The 17,220-nt window shown below is 69.7% G+C and carries 15 protein-coding genes; 12 read left to right on the top strand and 3 right to left on the bottom strand.

Features of this window, described 5'->3' with window-relative positions; all coding sequences use genetic code 11:
* Nucleotides 1-115: 115 nt before the first annotated feature.
* From JHB91_RS04665 to JHB91_RS04655, 3 genes are read left to right on the top strand one after another with little or no spacing between them, the layout of a single operon-like run.
* Entirely contained in the window at nt 116-1,666 is a 1,551-nt protein-coding gene (locus tag JHB91_RS04665; RefSeq protein ID WP_199471817.1) for a transglycosylase SLT domain-containing protein, read from the top strand.
* A 36-nt stretch (nt 1,667-1,702) separates the two neighbouring features.
* Nucleotides 1,703-3,304 (top strand): YdiU family protein, encoded by a 1,602-nt coding sequence (locus JHB91_RS04660; RefSeq protein ID WP_199471815.1) that lies wholly within the window; start codon nt 1,703-1,705, stop codon nt 3,302-3,304.
* Between the two features lie 40 nt (nt 3,305-3,344).
* Entirely contained in the window at nt 3,345-5,255 is a 1,911-nt protein-coding gene (locus JHB91_RS04655) for an ATP-binding cassette domain-containing protein (RefSeq protein WP_199471813.1), read from the top strand.
* Between the two features lie 129 nt (nt 5,256-5,384).
* Here the strand turns inward: JHB91_RS04655 and JHB91_RS04650 are convergent, their stop codons facing one another.
* Entirely contained in the window at nt 5,385-6,713 is a 1,329-nt protein-coding gene (locus tag JHB91_RS04650; RefSeq protein WP_199471812.1) for a tail fiber protein, read from the bottom strand.
* Between the two features lie 178 nt (nt 6,714-6,891).
* Between JHB91_RS04650 and JHB91_RS04645 the strand changes: the two genes are divergently transcribed.
* A complete protein-coding gene (locus tag JHB91_RS04645; RefSeq protein WP_199375536.1) occupies nt 6,892-7,938 on the top strand; it encodes a diguanylate cyclase AdrA in 1,047 nt (348 codons plus the stop codon).
* Nucleotides 7,939-7,988: 50 nt separating this feature from the next.
* On the opposite strand, the gene JHB91_RS04640 is transcribed toward JHB91_RS04645, so the two are convergent.
* Nucleotides 7,989-9,791 (bottom strand): M14 family metallopeptidase, encoded by a 1,803-nt coding sequence (locus JHB91_RS04640; RefSeq protein WP_199471811.1) that lies wholly within the window; start codon nt 9,789-9,791, stop codon nt 7,989-7,991.
* A gap of 120 nt (nt 9,792-9,911) precedes the next feature.
* Between JHB91_RS04640 and JHB91_RS04635 the strand changes: the two genes are divergently transcribed.
* Nucleotides 9,912-11,471 (top strand): oligopeptide:H+ symporter, encoded by a 1,560-nt coding sequence (locus JHB91_RS04635; protein WP_199471809.1) that lies wholly within the window; start codon nt 9,912-9,914, stop codon nt 11,469-11,471.
* Nucleotides 11,472-11,479: 8 nt separating this feature from the next.
* Nucleotides 11,480-12,091 (top strand): rhomboid family intramembrane serine protease, encoded by a 612-nt coding sequence (locus tag JHB91_RS04630; protein WP_199375541.1) that lies wholly within the window; start codon nt 11,480-11,482, stop codon nt 12,089-12,091.
* Nucleotides 12,092-12,106: 15 nt separating this feature from the next.
* On the opposite strand, the gene JHB91_RS04625 is transcribed toward JHB91_RS04630, so the two are convergent.
* Nucleotides 12,107-12,286 carry a hypothetical protein gene (locus tag JHB91_RS04625; protein WP_199375543.1) on the bottom strand — a complete coding sequence of 60 codons (180 nt, stop codon included), beginning with the start codon at nt 12,284-12,286 and terminating at the stop codon, nt 12,107-12,109.
* A 199-nt stretch (nt 12,287-12,485) separates the two neighbouring features.
* Here JHB91_RS04625 and JHB91_RS04620 point away from each other — a divergent pair, with 199 nt between their 5' ends.
* The 6 genes from JHB91_RS04620 to cfa all read left to right on the top strand — a co-directional run bounded on the left by JHB91_RS04620 (nt 12,486) and on the right by cfa (nt 17,201).
* A complete protein-coding gene (locus tag JHB91_RS04620) occupies nt 12,486-13,358 on the top strand; it encodes a hypothetical protein (RefSeq protein WP_199471807.1) in 873 nt (290 codons plus the stop codon).
* Nucleotides 13,359-13,369: 11 nt separating this feature from the next.
* A complete protein-coding gene (locus tag JHB91_RS04615) occupies nt 13,370-13,648 on the top strand; it encodes a GNAT family N-acetyltransferase (protein ID WP_199375547.1) in 279 nt (92 codons plus the stop codon).
* A gap of 161 nt (nt 13,649-13,809) precedes the next feature.
* Nucleotides 13,810-14,523, top strand: coding sequence for a pseudouridine synthase (locus tag JHB91_RS04610; RefSeq protein WP_199375549.1), 714 nt, complete (start codon nt 13,810-13,812; stop codon nt 14,521-14,523).
* A 254-nt stretch (nt 14,524-14,777) separates the two neighbouring features.
* Nucleotides 14,778-14,987, top strand: coding sequence for a cold-shock protein (locus JHB91_RS04605; protein ID WP_096297887.1), 210 nt, complete (start codon nt 14,778-14,780; stop codon nt 14,985-14,987).
* A 174-nt stretch (nt 14,988-15,161) separates the two neighbouring features.
* Nucleotides 15,162-15,983 (top strand): DUF3298 and DUF4163 domain-containing protein, encoded by an 822-nt coding sequence (locus tag JHB91_RS04600; protein WP_199471805.1) that lies wholly within the window; start codon nt 15,162-15,164, stop codon nt 15,981-15,983.
* An 87-nt stretch (nt 15,984-16,070) separates the two neighbouring features.
* Complete coding sequence (gene cfa, locus JHB91_RS04595; protein ID WP_199375554.1) at nt 16,071-17,201, top strand: cyclopropane fatty acyl phospholipid synthase; 1,131 nt, start codon at nt 16,071-16,073, stop codon at nt 17,199-17,201.
* Nucleotides 17,202-17,220 lie beyond the last annotated feature (19 nt).

Below are 17,220 nucleotides of genomic sequence, written 5' to 3'. Positions count from 1 at the left end.
TGTAGCGGGAGTCTAGCGGCTGGACGCGTCCTGCCGGCGGGGCCGATGTCCTTGCTGCTGCTCGACGCCGGCGGCTACCCTGCCAGCCCCCGCAGTCCACCCCCATCCGAACCCCATGCCCGATTCCGCAGTGCTGTTCCGCCGCCTGGCGCTTGTCGCCATCGCCTTGACGTTCACGCTCCACGCCCCGGCGGCGCTGGCGCAGTCCAAGCGCGACCGCGCGGCTGCAGAGGGCCTGGTGGAACGCATGGCCGCGGCCGAGGTCCGCTACCGCGAGTCGCTGGTCAGGGCCGCCAACAACGATCCCGAGGCGATCAGCGAAGGCAACGCCGCGCTGGAGGACATGGAAGACGTGATGATCGCCTGCGAGAAGCAGCGCGGTTGCAACGTCAGCCGGCTGCTGCCGGGCTGGAAGCGGTTGCTGAAGGCGCAGGCCGACGACGTTGCCGGTGTCGAGGGCGAGGAGCCCGAGGCCTGGGCGGAAGGCGAGGGCGAGCTGCCCACCGGCGATGTGCCGGATGCCGCCAGCGCCGCCGCGCTGCTCAGCGAGGACGGCCAGCGCTTCGTGCGCATGGTGCAGTTCAACCCGGCGGTGCAGGCCGGCATCCGCCGCTGGCTGACCGACATGCGCGTGGCGCTGGTCACCAGCCACGAGAACTACCAGTACATGCGCCACATGATGTCCCCGGCGTTCGAGCGTCGCGGGCTGCCCGAAGCGCTGCTCTTCGGGATCATGGCCAAGGAGTCCAACGGCCGCGTGCACGCCGGCTCGCGTGCCGGCGCGGTCGGCCCGCTGCAGTTCATGCCGGCCACCGGCCAGCGCTTCGGCCTGGGCCCGGACGGCACCGGCTTCGACACCCGCTACGACCCGCGCATGTCGTCGGACGCCGCCGCCAGCTACCTGAGCGAACGCTTCGCCGAGTTCGGCAACGACGTTGAAATGTGGCTGGCCGCCTACAACGGCGGCGAAGGGCGCGCAGCGCGCGTGCATCGTGGCAGTGGCGGGCGCAAGTTCTGGGACGCCGATGTCTACAACCAGTTCCCCGCCGAAACCCGCGACTACGTGCCGATGGTGATCGCGGCGGCGTGGCTGTACCTGCATCCGCGCGAATACGGCCTGTCGTTCCCCAAGGTGGATGCGCGGCCTGCCACCTTCGCCCTGTCGCGCCCGGCGTCGATCTATGAACTCACCATCTGCATGGGCGACGCCGGCAGCCGCCACGGCTATCTGCGCAGCCTGCGCAACCTCAACCCGCGCTACGAGGCGGACACGGTGATCGCCGGCGGCACGGTGCTCAACGGCACGGTGCGCATGGCCGGCCTGTACAAGCGCTGGTGCGCGCAAGGCAAGCGCGCCGACCTGGCGCGGCAGCTGATGGGCAGCAGCGTGGATGCCGCCATCGTGCGTACCGGGCCGATCGAAGTGGTGCGCCCGGGTGACACTGGCAGCGAGGCTGCCGGCAGCGTCCTGCCTGCCACCTCTCCCGTGGCGGCGCCGCAGCGTCGCGCGCGTGAGCACCGCGTCGCCCCTGGCGAGACGCTGGCTGCGGTGTCGCGCCGCTATGGCTGCGACGTCAGGGGCCTGGCGCGCGCTAACGGCGTGAAGGCGCCGGCGTACGCGATCCGCGTCGGCCAGCAGCTGAAGCTGGAAGGCTGCAAGGGCTGACGCCGGCGCTCACGCGCGCCCTGCGAGACTGCCGTCATGCCGCTGCGCTTCGACAACGCCTTCCTCCGCGAACTTCCCGGCGATCCCGACCAGGGGCCCGGCACGCGCGAGGTGGCGGGCGCGGCCTGGTCGCGGGTGATGCCGACGCCGGTCGCGGCGCCGCGGCTGGTCGCTGCCTCCGCCGACATGATCGCGGCGCTCGGGCTGGATCCGGATTACGTCGCCTCGCCGGAATTCGCCGCCACCTTCGCCGGCAACCGCCTGAGTCCCGGCATGGATCCGTGGGCGGCGAACTACGGCGGCCACCAGTTCGGGCACTGGGCCGGGCAGCTCGGCGACGGCCGCGCGATCAGCCTGGGCGAGGTGGTGGCGGCCGACGGGCGCCGTCACGAACTGCAGCTCAAGGGCGCCGGACCCACGCCGTATTCGCGCCGCGCCGATGGCCGCGCGGTGTTGCGCTCGTCGATCCGCGAGTTCCTGTGCAGCGAGGCCATGCACCATCTCGGCGTGCCGACCACGCGTGCGCTGTCGCTGGTCGTCACCGGCGACAGCGTGCTGCGCGACATGTTCTACGACGGCCACGCCGCGCCGGAGCCGGGCGCGATCGTGTGCCGGGTGGCGCCGTCGTTCCTGCGCTTTGGCAGCTTCGAACTGCCGGCCTCGCGCGGTGACGTCGCGCTGCTGCGGCAGCTCGCCGAGTTCTGCATCTGGCGCGACTTTCCGGAGCTGCTCGTCGGCCGCGCCGACGCATCGCTGGCGCAGCTGCGCGCGGAGGACGCCTTCGCCGAGCCGGTGCTGGCGGCCTGGTTCCACGAGGTCTGCGTGCGCACCGCGGTGGTGGTGGGGCACTGGATGCGTGTGGGCTTTGTCCATGGCGTGCTCAACACCGACAACATGTCGATCCTCGGCCTGACCATCGATTACGGCCCCTACGGCTGGATCGACGACTACGACCCGGACTGGACGCCCAACACCACCGACGCCCAGGGCCGCCGCTACCGCTTCGGCTGGCAGCCGCGGGTGGCGCACTGGAACCTGGCGCGGCTGGCGCAGGCGCTGTCGCCGCTGTTCGCTTCGGCCGCACCGCTGCAGGCGGGCCTGGATGCCTACGCCGCCACCTGGGCCGAGGCGGAGCGCGACAACGCCTCGGGCAAGCTCGGCTTGTCGTCCTGCGACGACGCCGACCTGGCGCTGATGCGCGAGCTGCAGGCGCTGCTGCACACCGCCGGCGCCGACATGACGATCTTCTTCCGCGCGCTCGCCGACATCGATCTGGACAGTCCCACGCCCGCGCCGCTGCGCGAAGGCTTCTACGACGACGCAAGGCGTGCGGCGGCCGAACCCGCGCTGATCGACTGGCTGGCACGCTATGCCGCCCGCTGCCGGGCCGACGAGCTCCCCCCGGAAGCGCGCGTGGCGCACATGCACGCCAGCAATCCGAAGTTCGTGCTGCGCAACTACCTGGCGCAGCAGGCGATCGATCGTGCCACGCAGGGCGACGACAGCGGCGTCCTGGAGCTCCTCGAGGTCATGCGCGACCCCTATGGCGAGCAGCCGGGGCGCGAAGCCTTCGCCGGGCGGCGTCCTGACTGGGCCCGCGACCGTGCCGGCTGCTCGATGTTGTCCTGCAGTTCCTGAATATGCCGGTCGCGGCGCCCGCGACCGGTAGAATGGCGGGATGCCTCTGATTACCCTGAATGCCGTCGACTACAGCGTCGGCGGCCCGCTGCTGCTCCAGCACGTCGACCTCGCCATTGAAGCCGGAGAGCGCATCGCGCTGATCGGCCGCAACGGTGCCGGAAAGTCCACCCTCATGCGCCTGCTTTCGGGCGAACTCAAGCCCGATGACGGCGATATCCGTCGCGAGGGCTCCGTGCGCGTGTCACGCCTCGAGCAGGAGGTGCCCGCGGGCGCCGCCGGCACCGTGTTCGACGTGGTCGCCGAGGGCATGGGCGAACTGGGCGCGTGGCTCGCGGAGTTCCACCACCTGAGCCATGCCGAGGTGTTCGACGGCGATGCGATGTCGGCCGTGCAGGCCAAGATCGACGCCGCGGATGGCTGGGCCGCCGACCAGCGCGTGGAGGAGACGCTGCAGAAGCTCGACCTCAACGGCGACCTGGTCTTCGGCGAGCTCTCCGGCGGCATGAAGCGCCGCGTGCTGCTGGCGCGCGCGCTGGTCTCGGCGCCCGACGTGCTGCTGCTGGACGAGCCCACCAACCACCTCGACATCGCCGCCATCGACTGGCTCGAGGGATTCCTCAAGAGCTGGACGGGCGCGCTGGTGTTCGTCACCCATGACCGGCGCTTCCTGCGCGCACTGGCCACCCGCATCGTCGAGATCGATCGCGGCCAGGTCACCGACTGGCCCGGCAACTGGGCCAACTACCAGCGCCGCCGCGAGGAGCGGCTGAACGCCGAAGCGCAGGAGAACGCGCGCTTCGACAAGATGCTCGCGCAGGAGGAGGTCTGGATCCGGCAGGGCATCAAGGCACGCCGCACCCGCGACGAAGGCCGCGTGCGCCGCCTGGAAGCGATGCGCAACGAGCGCGCCCAGCGGCGCGACCTCACGGGCAACGTGCGCATGGAGACCGCGGCCGCCGGCAACTCGGGCAAGAAGGTCATCGAGGCCAAGCACGTGTCCTTCAGCTATCCGGGCAGGACGCTGATCCGCGACTTCTCCGGGACCATCCTGCGCGGCGACCGCATCGGCCTGATCGGCGCCAACGGCACCGGCAAGACCACGCTGCTGAAGATGCTGCTGGGCGACCTCGAGCCGCAGCAGGGCGAGATCCGCATCGGCACGCAGCTGCAGGTCGCGTACTTCGACCAGTACCGCGCCACCCTGCGCGAGGACTGGAACGCGCTGGAAAACGTCGCCGAGGGCCAGGACTTCGTCGAGATCGGCGGCAAGCGCAAGCACGTCATCGGCTACCTGCAGGATTTCCTGTTCACGCCCGAGCGCGCACGCGCGCCGATCACGCGCCTGTCCGGCGGCGAGCGCAACCGCCTGCTGCTGGCCAAGCTGTTCGCGCAGCCGTCCAACCTGCTGGTGATGGACGAACCCACCAACGACCTGGATGTCGAGACGCTGGAGCTGCTGGAAGAACTGCTCGGCGACTACGCCGGCACGCTGCTGCTGGTCAGCCACGATCGTGACTTCCTCGACAACGTCGTGACCTCCACCCTGGTGATGGAGGGCGACGGCCGGGTCGGCGACTACGTCGGTGGCTACAGCGACTGGCTGCGACAGCGCGCCGTCGCGCGCACCGGCGATGTCCCGGGCCGCCCCGTCTCCGCGCCGGCCCAGTCGGCCGCCGGGGCGCCTCCGCCGGAGACGCAACCCGCGGCCGCACCGGCCCCGCGTCGCAAGCTCAGCTTCAAGCTGCAGCGCGAGCTGGAACAGCTGCCGTTGCGCATCGAAAAACTCGAGGCGGACATCGCCCGGCACATCGCGGCGATGAACGACCCCGCGTTCTTCCAGCAGGAGCGCGCCGCCATCGACGCGCACAACCACGCGATCGCGCTCGCGCAGGCGGAACTCGATGCCGCCTACGCGCGCTGGACGGAGCTGGAAAACAGCGCGACCTAGCTGCGGGACAGGGACAGCACCGCCGCGTACGCGACGTGCTGTCCTAGACCCTGCCTGATCCCGCAGCCGGGATGGCACGCCGGGTCACCCGCGGCCGCATTGCCGTCCTGGTGGATAGCGCGACCCGAATCATGCCTGGCTTGGGAAGATGCCCTGGTCGCAGATCATGTAGGACATGTTGTTCGGCGTGACTGGCCGGAGATCGGGCAGCGCGAACGTGGTCTGGCCATCGCCCCCGTATGTGGTACCGATCAGCGCGAACAGGGCCGTGTTCTGGGCGATGGACAGCAGTTGGCCCCGTGCGGCCACGCCTTCGCCGGCGTAACTGGAGGCGGTCAGGATGATCGTGCCCAGGACGCATTCGTAGGTGCGGCTTTGGGCGATGTTGCCGGTGTTGTTGCCGTAATGCTGGGACAGCGACGAGTTGCCTGGCACTCCCTGCGGCCCTGGGGGGCCCATGGGCCCGCCTGGCCCGGTGGCGCCCGCGGTGCCTGCCGGACCAGCAAGGCCTGCGGGACCCGCTGCACCGTCCGCGCCAACCGGACCAGGCGCGCCTGCTGGACCGGGAGCACCGGTCGCACCGGCAGGACCGGCCGGCCCGATCGGTCCGGCGCTGCCCGGAATGCCCTGCGGTCCCGGGTTGCCCGGAAGGCCCGTGTCGCCACGAAGCCCCTGCAGTCCGCGCGCACCTTCGGGCCCTGTCGGACCGATAGGACCGGTCGAGCCGGTCGCGCCGGCGGGACCGACAGGGCCAGGCGCACCCGTCGTGCCCGTGGCGCCGACAGGTCCGGTAGGGCCGGCAGCTCCGGCTGGACCGGATGCACCAGTAGGACCGGTGAGTCCGATTGCGCCCGTCAGGCCAACCGGACCTTGCGGGCCGATGGCACCGGTCTGGCCCTGCGGGCCGCTGGCGCCCAGCTCGCCCTGGGCACCTTGGGGGCCGGGCTCGCCCTGCGGGCCGGCGGGGCCGATGCCACCTTGCGAACCGGCTTCCCCCACCAGGCCCTGGGGACCGGCGGCGCCCGTCGCACCGGTCGCACCCGTCGGACCGGCGGGACCAGCCGGGCCACGCACGCCTTCGGCACCCTGCGGGCCAACGGCGCCCAGCGTGAGTGCGAACCCGGTTTCCGTGTTGGCCCGCGTATCGGCAACGCGCAGGAGGTAGTCGCCCGCGGGCGGCAGGCCGCCGGGGAAGCGGCAGGTGATCGCCGTCGACAACGGGGTTGCGGCCTGGCATTGCGCAGTGATGTCGCCGGGCTCGCCATCCGGCCCGAGATGGATCGCCATCCGGGAGCGCAGCGTGGGCAGGTTGCGCCCGATGATGGCGATGGCGTCGAGGTCGTGCATGACCACGACGGATTCGATGCGCGGTGCGTCATAGGCGGACGCTGCGGGAATGACGGATGCGGCACACAGCAGTGCGATGGCGCGCAGGCGCCCGCGGTCGGTCTGGAACATGGATGTTTCCCCCTGGAAGGCCTGTCCGTCCGGACCGGCTGTGGAAATAGTAGCGCGTGCTCCGGTTCTGGCGTGACGCATGCCCGCATGGGGATCACCCCCGACCGGCTAGACTGCGTGCCGGATTGGGACAGGGGGCGGCAACCAGGCGATGGATCTGCAGGCACCAGATGCCTCCGTGTCGCGTGACCTGCGTTTCGTCGACCGCATCCACTGGATGCGCACGCTGGGTGCGGCCTTGTCGGGGATCGCCGTGGGCACCGTGCTCCACGGGCTGGACGCGCCTGCGTGGGCGTGGGCACTGCTGGCGGCCAATGTGTTCCTGTGGCCGCACTACGCCTGGTGGCGAGCGCGCCGCAGCGGCGATCCGCGCGCGACCGAACTCGCGAACCTGGTGGTGGACGCGATCAACGGCGGCGCCTGGATCGCGGTCATGCAGTTCAACCTGGTGCCCAGCGCGGTGCTGCTGACGCTGCTGACGGTGGACAAGATCGGCGTCGCCGGCTGGCGGTTCGCTGCCCGCACCACGCCGGCGCTGGTGCTGGCGTGCCTGCTGGTGTCGGCAATGCTGGGGTTCCCGGTACGGATCGACGGCAGCCTTGCCGACGCGGTGGGGGCGCTGCCGTTCCTGTTCGGCTATTCGATCGCGCTCGCCCTGCTCATGCACGCCATGGGCCATCGCGTGGCGCGCCAGAACCGCCAACTGGAGCGACTCAACCGCATGGACGTGTTGACGACGCTGCCCAACCGCCGGCACTGGAACCAGGCGCTCACCACCGAACTGGCGCGGCACACGCGCACCCGCAGGCCGGCGGTGCTGTTGTTGATCGACGTCGACAACTTCAAGGAGGTCAACGACGTCCATGGCCATGCCGCCGGCGACGAGGTCCTGCGCTGCATCGCCGGCGTGCTGCGCGCGTGCGTGCGCGACATCGATACCGCTGCGCGCCATGGTGGCGATGAATTCGGCGTCCTGCTGGCCGAAACCGACCTGCGCGGCGCCGCCATGGTGGCCGAGCGCATCCGTACCGGGTTCCTGACGGCGCGGCCGCCGGTGGCGGCGCAGCAGGACTGCACGCTGAGCATCGGCATGGCCGAAGCCGACTGGCTGGTGCTGACCGCCGACGAATGGATGCGGCGCGCGGATGCCGCGATGTATCGCGCCAAGGATGCCGGACGCAACCGGATCGAAGCGCATTCCCCGGACGTCGTGCGCCTCGACTGAGCGCCGCCTGGCCGTCGCCGACCAAGGACGGCGACGACATGCACGGTTTGCTACGGGGCGCTGTCCATGCGGAATACCGGGTACAGGCTGAAGCGTTCGTCCCAGCTCGCGTGCAGGCGGTAGAAGAACTCCAGCCGCGCCTGCGGGCTTGCGGCAAACGCCGCGTCGTCGCGCAGGCGGTCCTCGAACGCCGCTTTCACCGCGGGGTCGCGCAGCATGTCGCGGGCCACGTCTTCGGCGACATAGGCCTCCATGTATTCCTTGCGCTCGAAAGCGTTGTTGAACGCACCCCACGCGGCCAGAGAATCCGGGGCCTGCGGCTCCAGCAGCGCCACTGCCACGCGCGAGCGCGCCTGCGCGATCGGCACGAACAGCGCGCCGGCGGCCAGGTCGTGCGTCTCGGGTTGCCAGTCGCCGGCGAGCTCCAGGCGCTGATGCCCCTCGCTCGACGACTTTGCGAAGGTCGCGGTGTCAGCGCGGAACACCTGCACGGCCGTCGCCGGGCGCGCGCCGTCGAGGGTGCGGAACTCGACGCCGTGCAGGCGCAGCGCCTCGGCTACGCGCGCGGCGTGGCGGGACGGCACCACATAGCCGCCGCGCGGCGCCACGACGGTGCGGCCCGGCAGTACCTCGTCACGCAGCGGCATCGACCAGACCTGCGGGACGGATTCGTCGTAGCGGGTCATCAATGCACCGGAGATGTCGGACGGCGTGCGCGTCCAGGCATAGCCGCGGAAATCCACCTGCCGGACATGGTCGCTGGCGCGGTAGTCGAGCGCCATCCGGGTGCCGCCCAGGCGGGCGGCGGCGGCATCGGCGGCCCTGGCCAGATGCAACCACTGCGTACCGTGGCGGGCGGTTTGCTCCAGCATCGCCACCACCAGGTTGCGGGTGATCCGCACGCGCACCGGATACGACTTCCACGAATGCGTCTCGACCAGGATGCCGAAACGGTTGCGCAGCGGGAAGTAGCCGTGCGAGAAGCGCGGCGGCGGGACGCCATCGGCAATCCCAGAGTCCGGATTGTCGTCCTCGATGAACGAGGGATAGAACGGCAGCGGCAGCGATCCGGTCGCGCTGAGCGCGGCCAGCAGCCCGGTGCGCAGGTCCAGCCCCGCCGCGCGCAAGCCCTGGTCACCCGAGTGCAGCGGTTCGATCTGCACCGAGATGTCGTGTTCGAACTGCGCGCCGTTGGTGGCGTGCAGGTCGACGGTGGCGATCGGGTCCCACTCGGCCACCAGCCGCAGCATGGCCTGCATCTCGGCCGAATCGGCCTTCAGGTAGTCGCGGTTGAGGTTGAAGTTCTGCGCCGTGGTGCGCCAGCCCATTTCCTCCGGGCCGCGCTGGTTGGGACGGTTCCAGGCGCCGAAGCGCTCGTGGCCGTCGACGTTGAACACCGGCACGAACACCAGCACCTGCTGCTCGAGCGCGCCTGGCGCGGCTTCGCCGTCCAGCACCTGGCGCAGCGCGAGGAAGCCGGCGTCCTTGCCGTCGATCTCGCCGGCGTGGATGCCTCCCTGCACCAGCAGCACCGGCAGGTTGGCGGCGCGGGCCGCCGCGGGCGTCAGCGCACCACTGCGCGAGGCCACCAGCACCTTCATCGGCCGACCCTCGGGCGTGGTGCCGAAATCGCTGCAGCGCACGGCATCCGGCCAGCGCGCCGCGAACGCTTCGCAGAGCGCGGGCACCTCGTCGTAGCGTCCGGTACGGATGAACCCTGAGCGCTCCGATTCGGTCACCAGCGCCGCGGGCACTTCGCTGCCCGCGCCCACGCCCGCGGCGAAGGCGGGAAGGGCGCACGGCAGCAGGAGCAGTGGCAACAGCATCTGCAGGCGGCGGGCGGGGCTGGGCATGCGCGGATCCGGTGCGGGGCAGTGGCCGCGCATCATGCCGCATCCCGTACCGCACGGCGCGCGCGGCGCCCATGGATACGCTAGCCTTCGCATCTTTCCGCACACGGGCCGCCCCGGACGATGACAGCCACCGTTGCCGCAGACGCGGGCAGGATGCCGCGCCAGATTCCTTTCATCATCGGCAACGAAGCCTGCGAGCGTTTCAGCTTCTACGGGATGCGCAACATCCTGGTGCAGTTCCTGATCACCTCGATGCTGCTGCAGGAATTGACCGATTCCGCGCGCGCGGGCGAGGCCAAGGACATCATGCACAGCTTCATGATCGGGGTGTATTTCTTCCCGCTCCTGGGTGGCTGGCTGGCCGACCGCTGGTTCGGCAAGTACCACACGATCCTCTGGTTCAGTCTGGTGTACTGCGCGGGGCATGCCTGCCTCGCCATGTTCGAGGACAGCCGCGCGGGCTTCTTCACCGGGCTCGGCCTGATCGCGCTGGGCGCCGGCGGCATCAAGCCGCTGGTCGCGTCGTTCATGGGTGACCAGTTCGACCAGTCCAACAAGCGCCTCGCGCGGCTGGTGTTCGACGCGTTCTACTGGATCATCAACTTCGGCTCACTGTTCGCGTCGCTGCTGATCCCGATCGCGCTGAAGAACCTGGGGCCTGCCTGGGCGTTCGGTATTCCCGGCATCCTGATGTTCATCGCCACGCTGGTGTTCTGGCTGGGCCGGCACCGCTACGTCATGGTGCCGCGGCCGCCCAAGGACCCGCATTCGTTCGCCAACGTGGTGCGCACCGCACTGTTCTCGCACGCGCCCGGGCAGGGGCGGCCGGGTCTGGTGCTGGCGGCGGCCTGCCTGCTGCTGGCACTGGGATCGCTGACCCTCGTCGACACCCTCGGCATCGTGATCTGCCTGGGCATCGTGCTGGTGCTGGTGCTGGTGGGGGTGGGCGGTGGTGCGTGGATGCACCTCGACCGTGCCCGCGCCGTGCATCCCGAGGCCGCGGTGGATGGCGTGCGCTCGGTGCTGCGCGTGCTGGTGATCTTCGCGCTCACCACGCCGTTCTATTCCCTGTTCGACCAGAAGGCGTCGACCTGGGTGCTGCAGGGCCAGCAGATGACCATGCCCGACTGGTTCACCGCCTCGCAGATGCAGGCGCTGAACCCGGCGATGGTGATGATCCTGATCCCGTTCAACAACCTCGTGCTGTATCCGCTGCTGCGCAGGATGGGCTGGGAGCCGACCGCGCTGCGGCGGATGACCGCGGGCATCGCGTTCAGCGGCCTGGCGTGGGTGGTGGTAGGCGGCATCCAGGTGAGCATGGACGGCGGTGATCCGATGTCGATCGCCTGGCAGATCCTGCCGTACGCGTTGCTGACCTTCGGCGAAGTGCTGGTGTCGGCGACCGGGCTGGAGTTCGCCTACAGCCAGGCACCGCAGGCCATGAAGGGCGTGGTGATGAGCTTCTGGAACCTGACCACGACCATCGGCAACCTGTGGGTGCTGCTGTCCAACGCGGCGGTGCGCAACGGCGCCGTCACCGAGCGGATAGCCAGTACCGGGCTGAGCGAAGCGGCGTTCCTGATGTTCTTCTTCGCAGGTTTCGCGTTCCTGGCGGCGCTGGCGTTCGGGCTGTACGCGCGGCGCTACCGGATGGTCGACAACTACCGCGCGGCGGTTTGAGGCAGCACATGGACGCCCCCGTCACCCTCGTCATCCTCGCCGTCACCGTGCTGGTGTCCTGGCAGGCGTTCGGCAACCGCAAGCTGCTGGAGCGCCTGCTGCTGTGGCCACCGGCAATCGAACGCCACAAGCAGTTCGACCGCCTGGTCACGCACGGATTCGTGCATGCCGACTGGCAGCACCTGCTGTTCAACATGATCACGCTGTATTTTTTCGGCCGGCACGTGGAGCGCATGTTCGCGCCGTACCTGGGCGCATTCGGCTTCGCGCTGTTCTACCTGTCGGCGATCCTGGTGGCGATCCTGCCGACCTACCTGCGCCATCGCCACGACCCGGCCTATCGCAGCCTGGGTGCGTCGGGCGCGGTCTCGGCGGTGCTGTTCGCCTTCATCCTGGTGCAGCCGTGGTCGCTGATCTTCGTGTTCTTCCTGCCGGTGCCGGCGATCGTGTACGCCGTGCTGTATGTCGGCTATTCGATCTGGATGGACCGCCAGGGCGGCGACAACGTCAACCACAGCGCGCACCTGTGGGGTGCGGGCTATGGCGTGCTGTTCACGGTGATGATGGAGCCGCGGGTGGTCGAGGTGTTCCTCGCGCGACTGATGTCGCCGTCGTTCTGACGGCGGGTCCCGCGATCAGGAAATCGACTCTTCCGCGGTGGCGGCGGTGTCCACTTCATACGTGCGCAGCAGGCGCGCGTAGACCAGCGAGTCGAGCTGGCTGAATTCGAGGTTGTCGACGTCTCCGGCGCGGACAAGGTCGAACAGCCGGGTGACAGCCTGGTGCTCGGTGCTGGCGTCGATATCGGCGTACATGGCGAGGCTCCCCTGAAGTTTGGGGAGTAGTACGCATCAAGCGTGCCAGTCGCACTGGCGTCGGCCGCACGAGCTGCCGTGTGACGCTCCGCGTCAGGCCCGGGCGCGCGCGGGCCGCCACTGACGCGCCGTGCTGCGCTCACCGGGCGTGCATGGCTGTGATGCTATTGCTTGCCGCACACCCGCCAGGAGACTGCGAATGGCCGTCAACCGCCCGCAAGCCAGCGAACTGCTCAACCTGTCCGAGATGCGCCTTTTCGACGACAGCCGCCCCGGTGCGCTGCGCGCGATGACCCGCGCCGCGCTGGCGGCTCGCGTCGCCAGGGCGCGTGCTGCGCGTGACCGCGCGCGTGACCTGCTGAAGCGGCAGAAGCTGGCCGCACGGGCGCGCGGCGACGTGGCCGGCGGACGCACCGAGACCGCCATCCGCACCGCGCGCAAGGAAGCGCTGCTGGTCGATATTTTGCAGCGTTTCGTCGAGGCAAGACGCGAAGCGCCGACCGTCACTGCGATGAAACAGACCGCCGCCAGCAAGGCGGCCAAGCCTGCGGTGGCGAAGGCTCCAGGGACGACGACCGCCAGGAAGGCCACGACTGCCAAGAAGGCCATCACGGCCAAGAAATCCGCGACCGCGAAGAAGGCTGTGAAGGTGAAGCCGGCTGTAGCCAAGCCGGCGGTCAAGAAGACTGCCGGCGGCAAGGCGGACGCCCGCGGAACCGGCAACGCCGTGGCCACCGCCGACAAGCGTGCCGGGGCGAACGGCGCGGCTGCCAGGATGGCCAATCCCACGGCCAGCAAGGCCGCCACGGGCGTCACGCCGCGCAAGGCGCTGGCCAATACCCGCAAGCTCCTGGCCGCCAAGCAGCGGCGTGATCGCGAGGCGCAGCCGTGGCAGTCGCTCGATCCCACCACGAGCCACGTCCCCGATGCCGGCTACCAGTCGCCTGAGGCGAAGGCGAAGGCCGTGGAGCTGCATGCCGCCGAGAGCCGCATGGCGTCGAACCATGGCAGCATGGGTGCGCGCGACCGGCACGCGCAGGGGCGTCGCGACCATCGCGGCGACACGGACTGAGGAGACGCGCGATGGAGCAACTCGACATCATCCATCACGCCATTCCGGGGCGCTTCGTTGCCGACGTGGATGGTCATGTGGCCTATCTCGACTACGAGATGGGCGACGGGGTCATGCATATCACCCACACCGTGGTGCCGGAGCAGGTAGGTGGGCGCGGTATCGGCGCACGTCTGGTGGCGGCGGCGTTCCATCATGCCCGCGAGGAAGGCTGGAAGGTGCGCACGCTGTGCGCCTACGCCAGCGCCTGGCTGCGCAAGCACCCGGAGTACGCCGACCTGGCGGTCTGACGGCTGCGCGGCGCGCCACGGTGTCGCCTTGGGCGGCCCGTGGTTGCCCGCGGGTGTGCGCAAATCGGGGGTTCCAAGGGCTGTCACGGCGCCGGCAAGCGGGAACCGCCGGCGTCTGCCAGACTTGCGCCCCGTTTTCCCAGCCGCGGATACGCGCGTCCATGCGTCTCAACAAGCACATCAGCGACACCGGCACCTGCTCGCGCCGCGAGGCGGACCGCCTGATCGGCGAAGGCCGGGTCACCGTGAACGGCCAGCGTGCCCGGGTCGGCGCCGAGGTCGGCGAGGGCGACCAGGTGCGCCTCGACGGCCAGCCGCTGAGCGCCCGCAGCGCTGCACCGGGGCGCCGCCGGCACGTGTATATCGCGCTCTACAAGCCGGTCGGCATCACCTGCACCACGGAAAGCACGGTGGTGGGCAACATCGTCGACTTCGTCGGCCACGAGCAGCGGATCTTCCCGATCGGGCGGCTGGACAAGGATTCGGAAGGGCTGATCCTGCTGACCAGCAACGGCGACATCGTCAACACCATCCTCCGTGCCGAAACCAGGCTGGAGAAGGAATACCTGGTGGCGGTCAACAACCCGGTCACCGACGAGTTCCTGCGCGGGATGGCGCGGGGGGTGCCGGTCCACGGCCAGGTGACCCTGCCGTGCCGCACGGGCAAGCTCGGCCGCTACGGCTTCCGGGTCACCCTGGTCCAGGGCCTGAACCGCCAGATCCGGCTGATGGCCGCCCACTTCGGCTACCGGGTGAAGCAGCTGGTCAGGGTGCGGATCGGGCCGGTCAAGCTGGCTCACATGAAGCCCGGTCGCTGGCGCAACCTGACTGATGCGGAACTGGCAACGCTGCTGCCCGGGCAGGAGGGGCTGTAACCGCGCCAGCCGGCCGATTCCAGCCACGGGCTATTCACACTTCCAATCGAAAGTGCGGTATGGTGCGCCCACTGTTCAAGGCGGGATCACGGTACATCGTGGCTCCGGTGCGGTAGATCCAAAGGTTTCAAGGCCGGTCGTACGGCCGGGTCCGGAAGATCCGCTCCATCGTTCCTGTGTTACCCCTTGCTCGACACAGTCTCGGATCCGTTCGCGGACCGTGCATCCTCTAAAAATGTTCAAGGAGTAACACCATGTCCGATCGTCAGACCGGCACCGTCAAGTGGTTCAACGACGCCAAGGGCTTTGGTTTCATCACGCCCGAGAGCGGCCAGGACCTCTTCGTCCACTTCCGTTCGATCCAGGGCACCGGCTTCAAGTCGCTGCAGGAAGGCCAGAAGGTTTCGTTCAAGGTCGTGCAGGGCCAGAAGGGTCTGCAGGCTGATGAGGTGCAGGCCGTCTAAGGCCCGCATTTCGTAACGCTTTGCCGGAAACCCCGGGCGGAAACGCCCGGGGTTTTCCGTATGTGCGCGATGGGGTGATCGCCCACATCACGTGCGAGCAAGCGATGGCGTGATCGCCGACATCACGTGCGAGCGCTTAGCCTTTCCACCATCACGGACTTGAGGGGGATCCCGATGAAACGCCTGCTGTTCTGCGTGCTGCTGCTTGTGTTGGCCGGATGTCGCCGCGAGGCTGACGTGCCTGGCGGTTCCGGCGCCACGGCTCCCGCTCCCGGGGATGCAGCCACTCAGCCCGCGGCGCCCGCCGAAGTGGCACTCGTGGACGTGATGGAAAGCACCAGCGGCTACATCATCGGCATCAGCTATCCGCCCGGCATGGCGCGTTACCCGGGCCTTGCCGTAGCGCTCAAGGCATATGCCGACACGGCGCGCGACGACCTGATGGACGCGGTGACCGCGGCCGGCGAGGGTGGGGAGGGCATGCCGTACGACCTGTCGCTGCCGTTCGATGTGGTGCTGGAAACGCCGCAGATGGTGGCGGTCAAGGCGGAAGGGACCAGCTACACCGGCGGCGCCCATGGCACCCCGCTGGTGGCGCGTTTCGTGTGGCTGCCCGAGCGCCAGGAACTGCTGCGCCCGGAGGCGCTGATCCCGGACCCGGCCGGCTGGCGCGACGTCTCCGCCTTCGTGCGCGAATCGCTGCACGCGGCGCTGTCGCAGCGCATCGACGCCGAAGAGCTCGAGCCCGAAGAGCGCGCGCGCCTGCTGCGTTCGATCGGCCGGATGATCGACGACGGCACCGGTCCGGAGGCCGGCAATTTCAACGCGTTCGAACCCGTGCCGGGTCCCGGCGGCCGCCTTCGCGCGCTGCGCTTCGTGTTCCCGCCCTACCAGGTGGGGCCGTACTCCGATGGGGTGCAGACGGTGGAAGTGCCGGCGTCCGTGCTGCTGCCGCACGTCGCGCCGGCCTACCGCGAGCTGTTCGCCGTCGGCTGAGGGAGCTTTCCGGCCGGGCGGTCGCGCCGTGGCCCGAGCCGCCGCCCCGCGCTATCTTTGGCCGGAGCAAGAGCGGGAGCAGGCGCCATGCATCCGGTCAGTGAACGCATCGAGGGCCTGCTCGCCTCGGCCGACGTGCGCGTTGGCGGCGATCGACCGTGGGACATGCAGGTCCACGAGCGCAGGCTCGCGGCGAGGCTCCTGGCGGGAGGCTCGCTTGCGCTGGGCGATGCGTACATGGATGGCTGGTGGGACTCGCAGTCGCTGGACGGGTTGCTCGCCAGGCTCCTGGCTTGCGGCATCGACCGGCGCGCGCGGGGGCTCGCCGATGCCCGCGATGCGATCCTCGCGCGGATGGTCAACCTGCAGTCCCGGCGTCGCAGCCGCGCGGTCGGCGAACGCCATTACGACCTGGGCAACGCGTTCTATCGCGAAATGCTCGGGCGCTGGATGGTGTACAGCTGCGGCTACTGGCGTGGTCGCTGCGGTGCGCCGCTCGACGACCTCGATGCCGCGCAGGAAGCCAAGCTCGACCTGGTGTGCAGGAAGCTCGGGCTGCAGCCCGGCATGCGCGTGCTCGACATCGGCTGTGGCTGGGGCGAGGCGCTGAAGTACGCGGCCGAGCGTCATGGCGTCAGCGGGGTGGGCGTGACGATCTCGGCGGAGCAGGCGGACTTCGCGCGCGCGCTGTGCGCGGGGCTGCCGGTGGACATCCGCCTGCAGGATTACCGCGACCTGCGCGGCGAACGCTTCGACCGCGTGTTCTCGATCGGCATGTTCGAGCACGTGGGCCTGCGCAACTATCGGGGGTACTTCGAGCTGGTCCGCGGGCTGCTGCCGCGCGACGGGCTGTTCCTGCTGCACAGCATTGGCGCCAACGTGTCGCAACGGCGCACCGATCCGTGGATCGCGCGGCACATCTTCCCGAACTCGATGCTGCCGTCGGCACGGCAGATCTCCCAGGCTTGCGAAGGGCTGATGGTGATCGAGGACTGGCACGGCTTCGGCGCCGACTACGACCGCACGCTGCAGGCATGGCGCGCCAACATCGAGGCCGCGTGGGACCGTCTCCCGCCGCGTTACGACGAGCGGTTCCGGCGCATGTGGCGGTATTACCTGGCGGCGGCGATGGCGAGTTTCAGGACGCGCCGGATCCAGCTGTGGCAGGTGCTGTTGTCGCCCGACGGAGTGCCTGGAGGGATCGTGGTGCCGCGATGAAGCGGCGACCCTTCCTCCG

The sequence above is a fragment of the Luteimonas sp. MC1828 genome (assembly GCF_016461615.1).
Classification (GTDB): domain Bacteria; phylum Pseudomonadota; class Gammaproteobacteria; order Xanthomonadales; family Xanthomonadaceae; genus Luteimonas.
The sequence above is the reverse complement of the archived record's forward strand: the minus strand, read 5'-3'. Positions and strand labels throughout refer to the sequence as shown.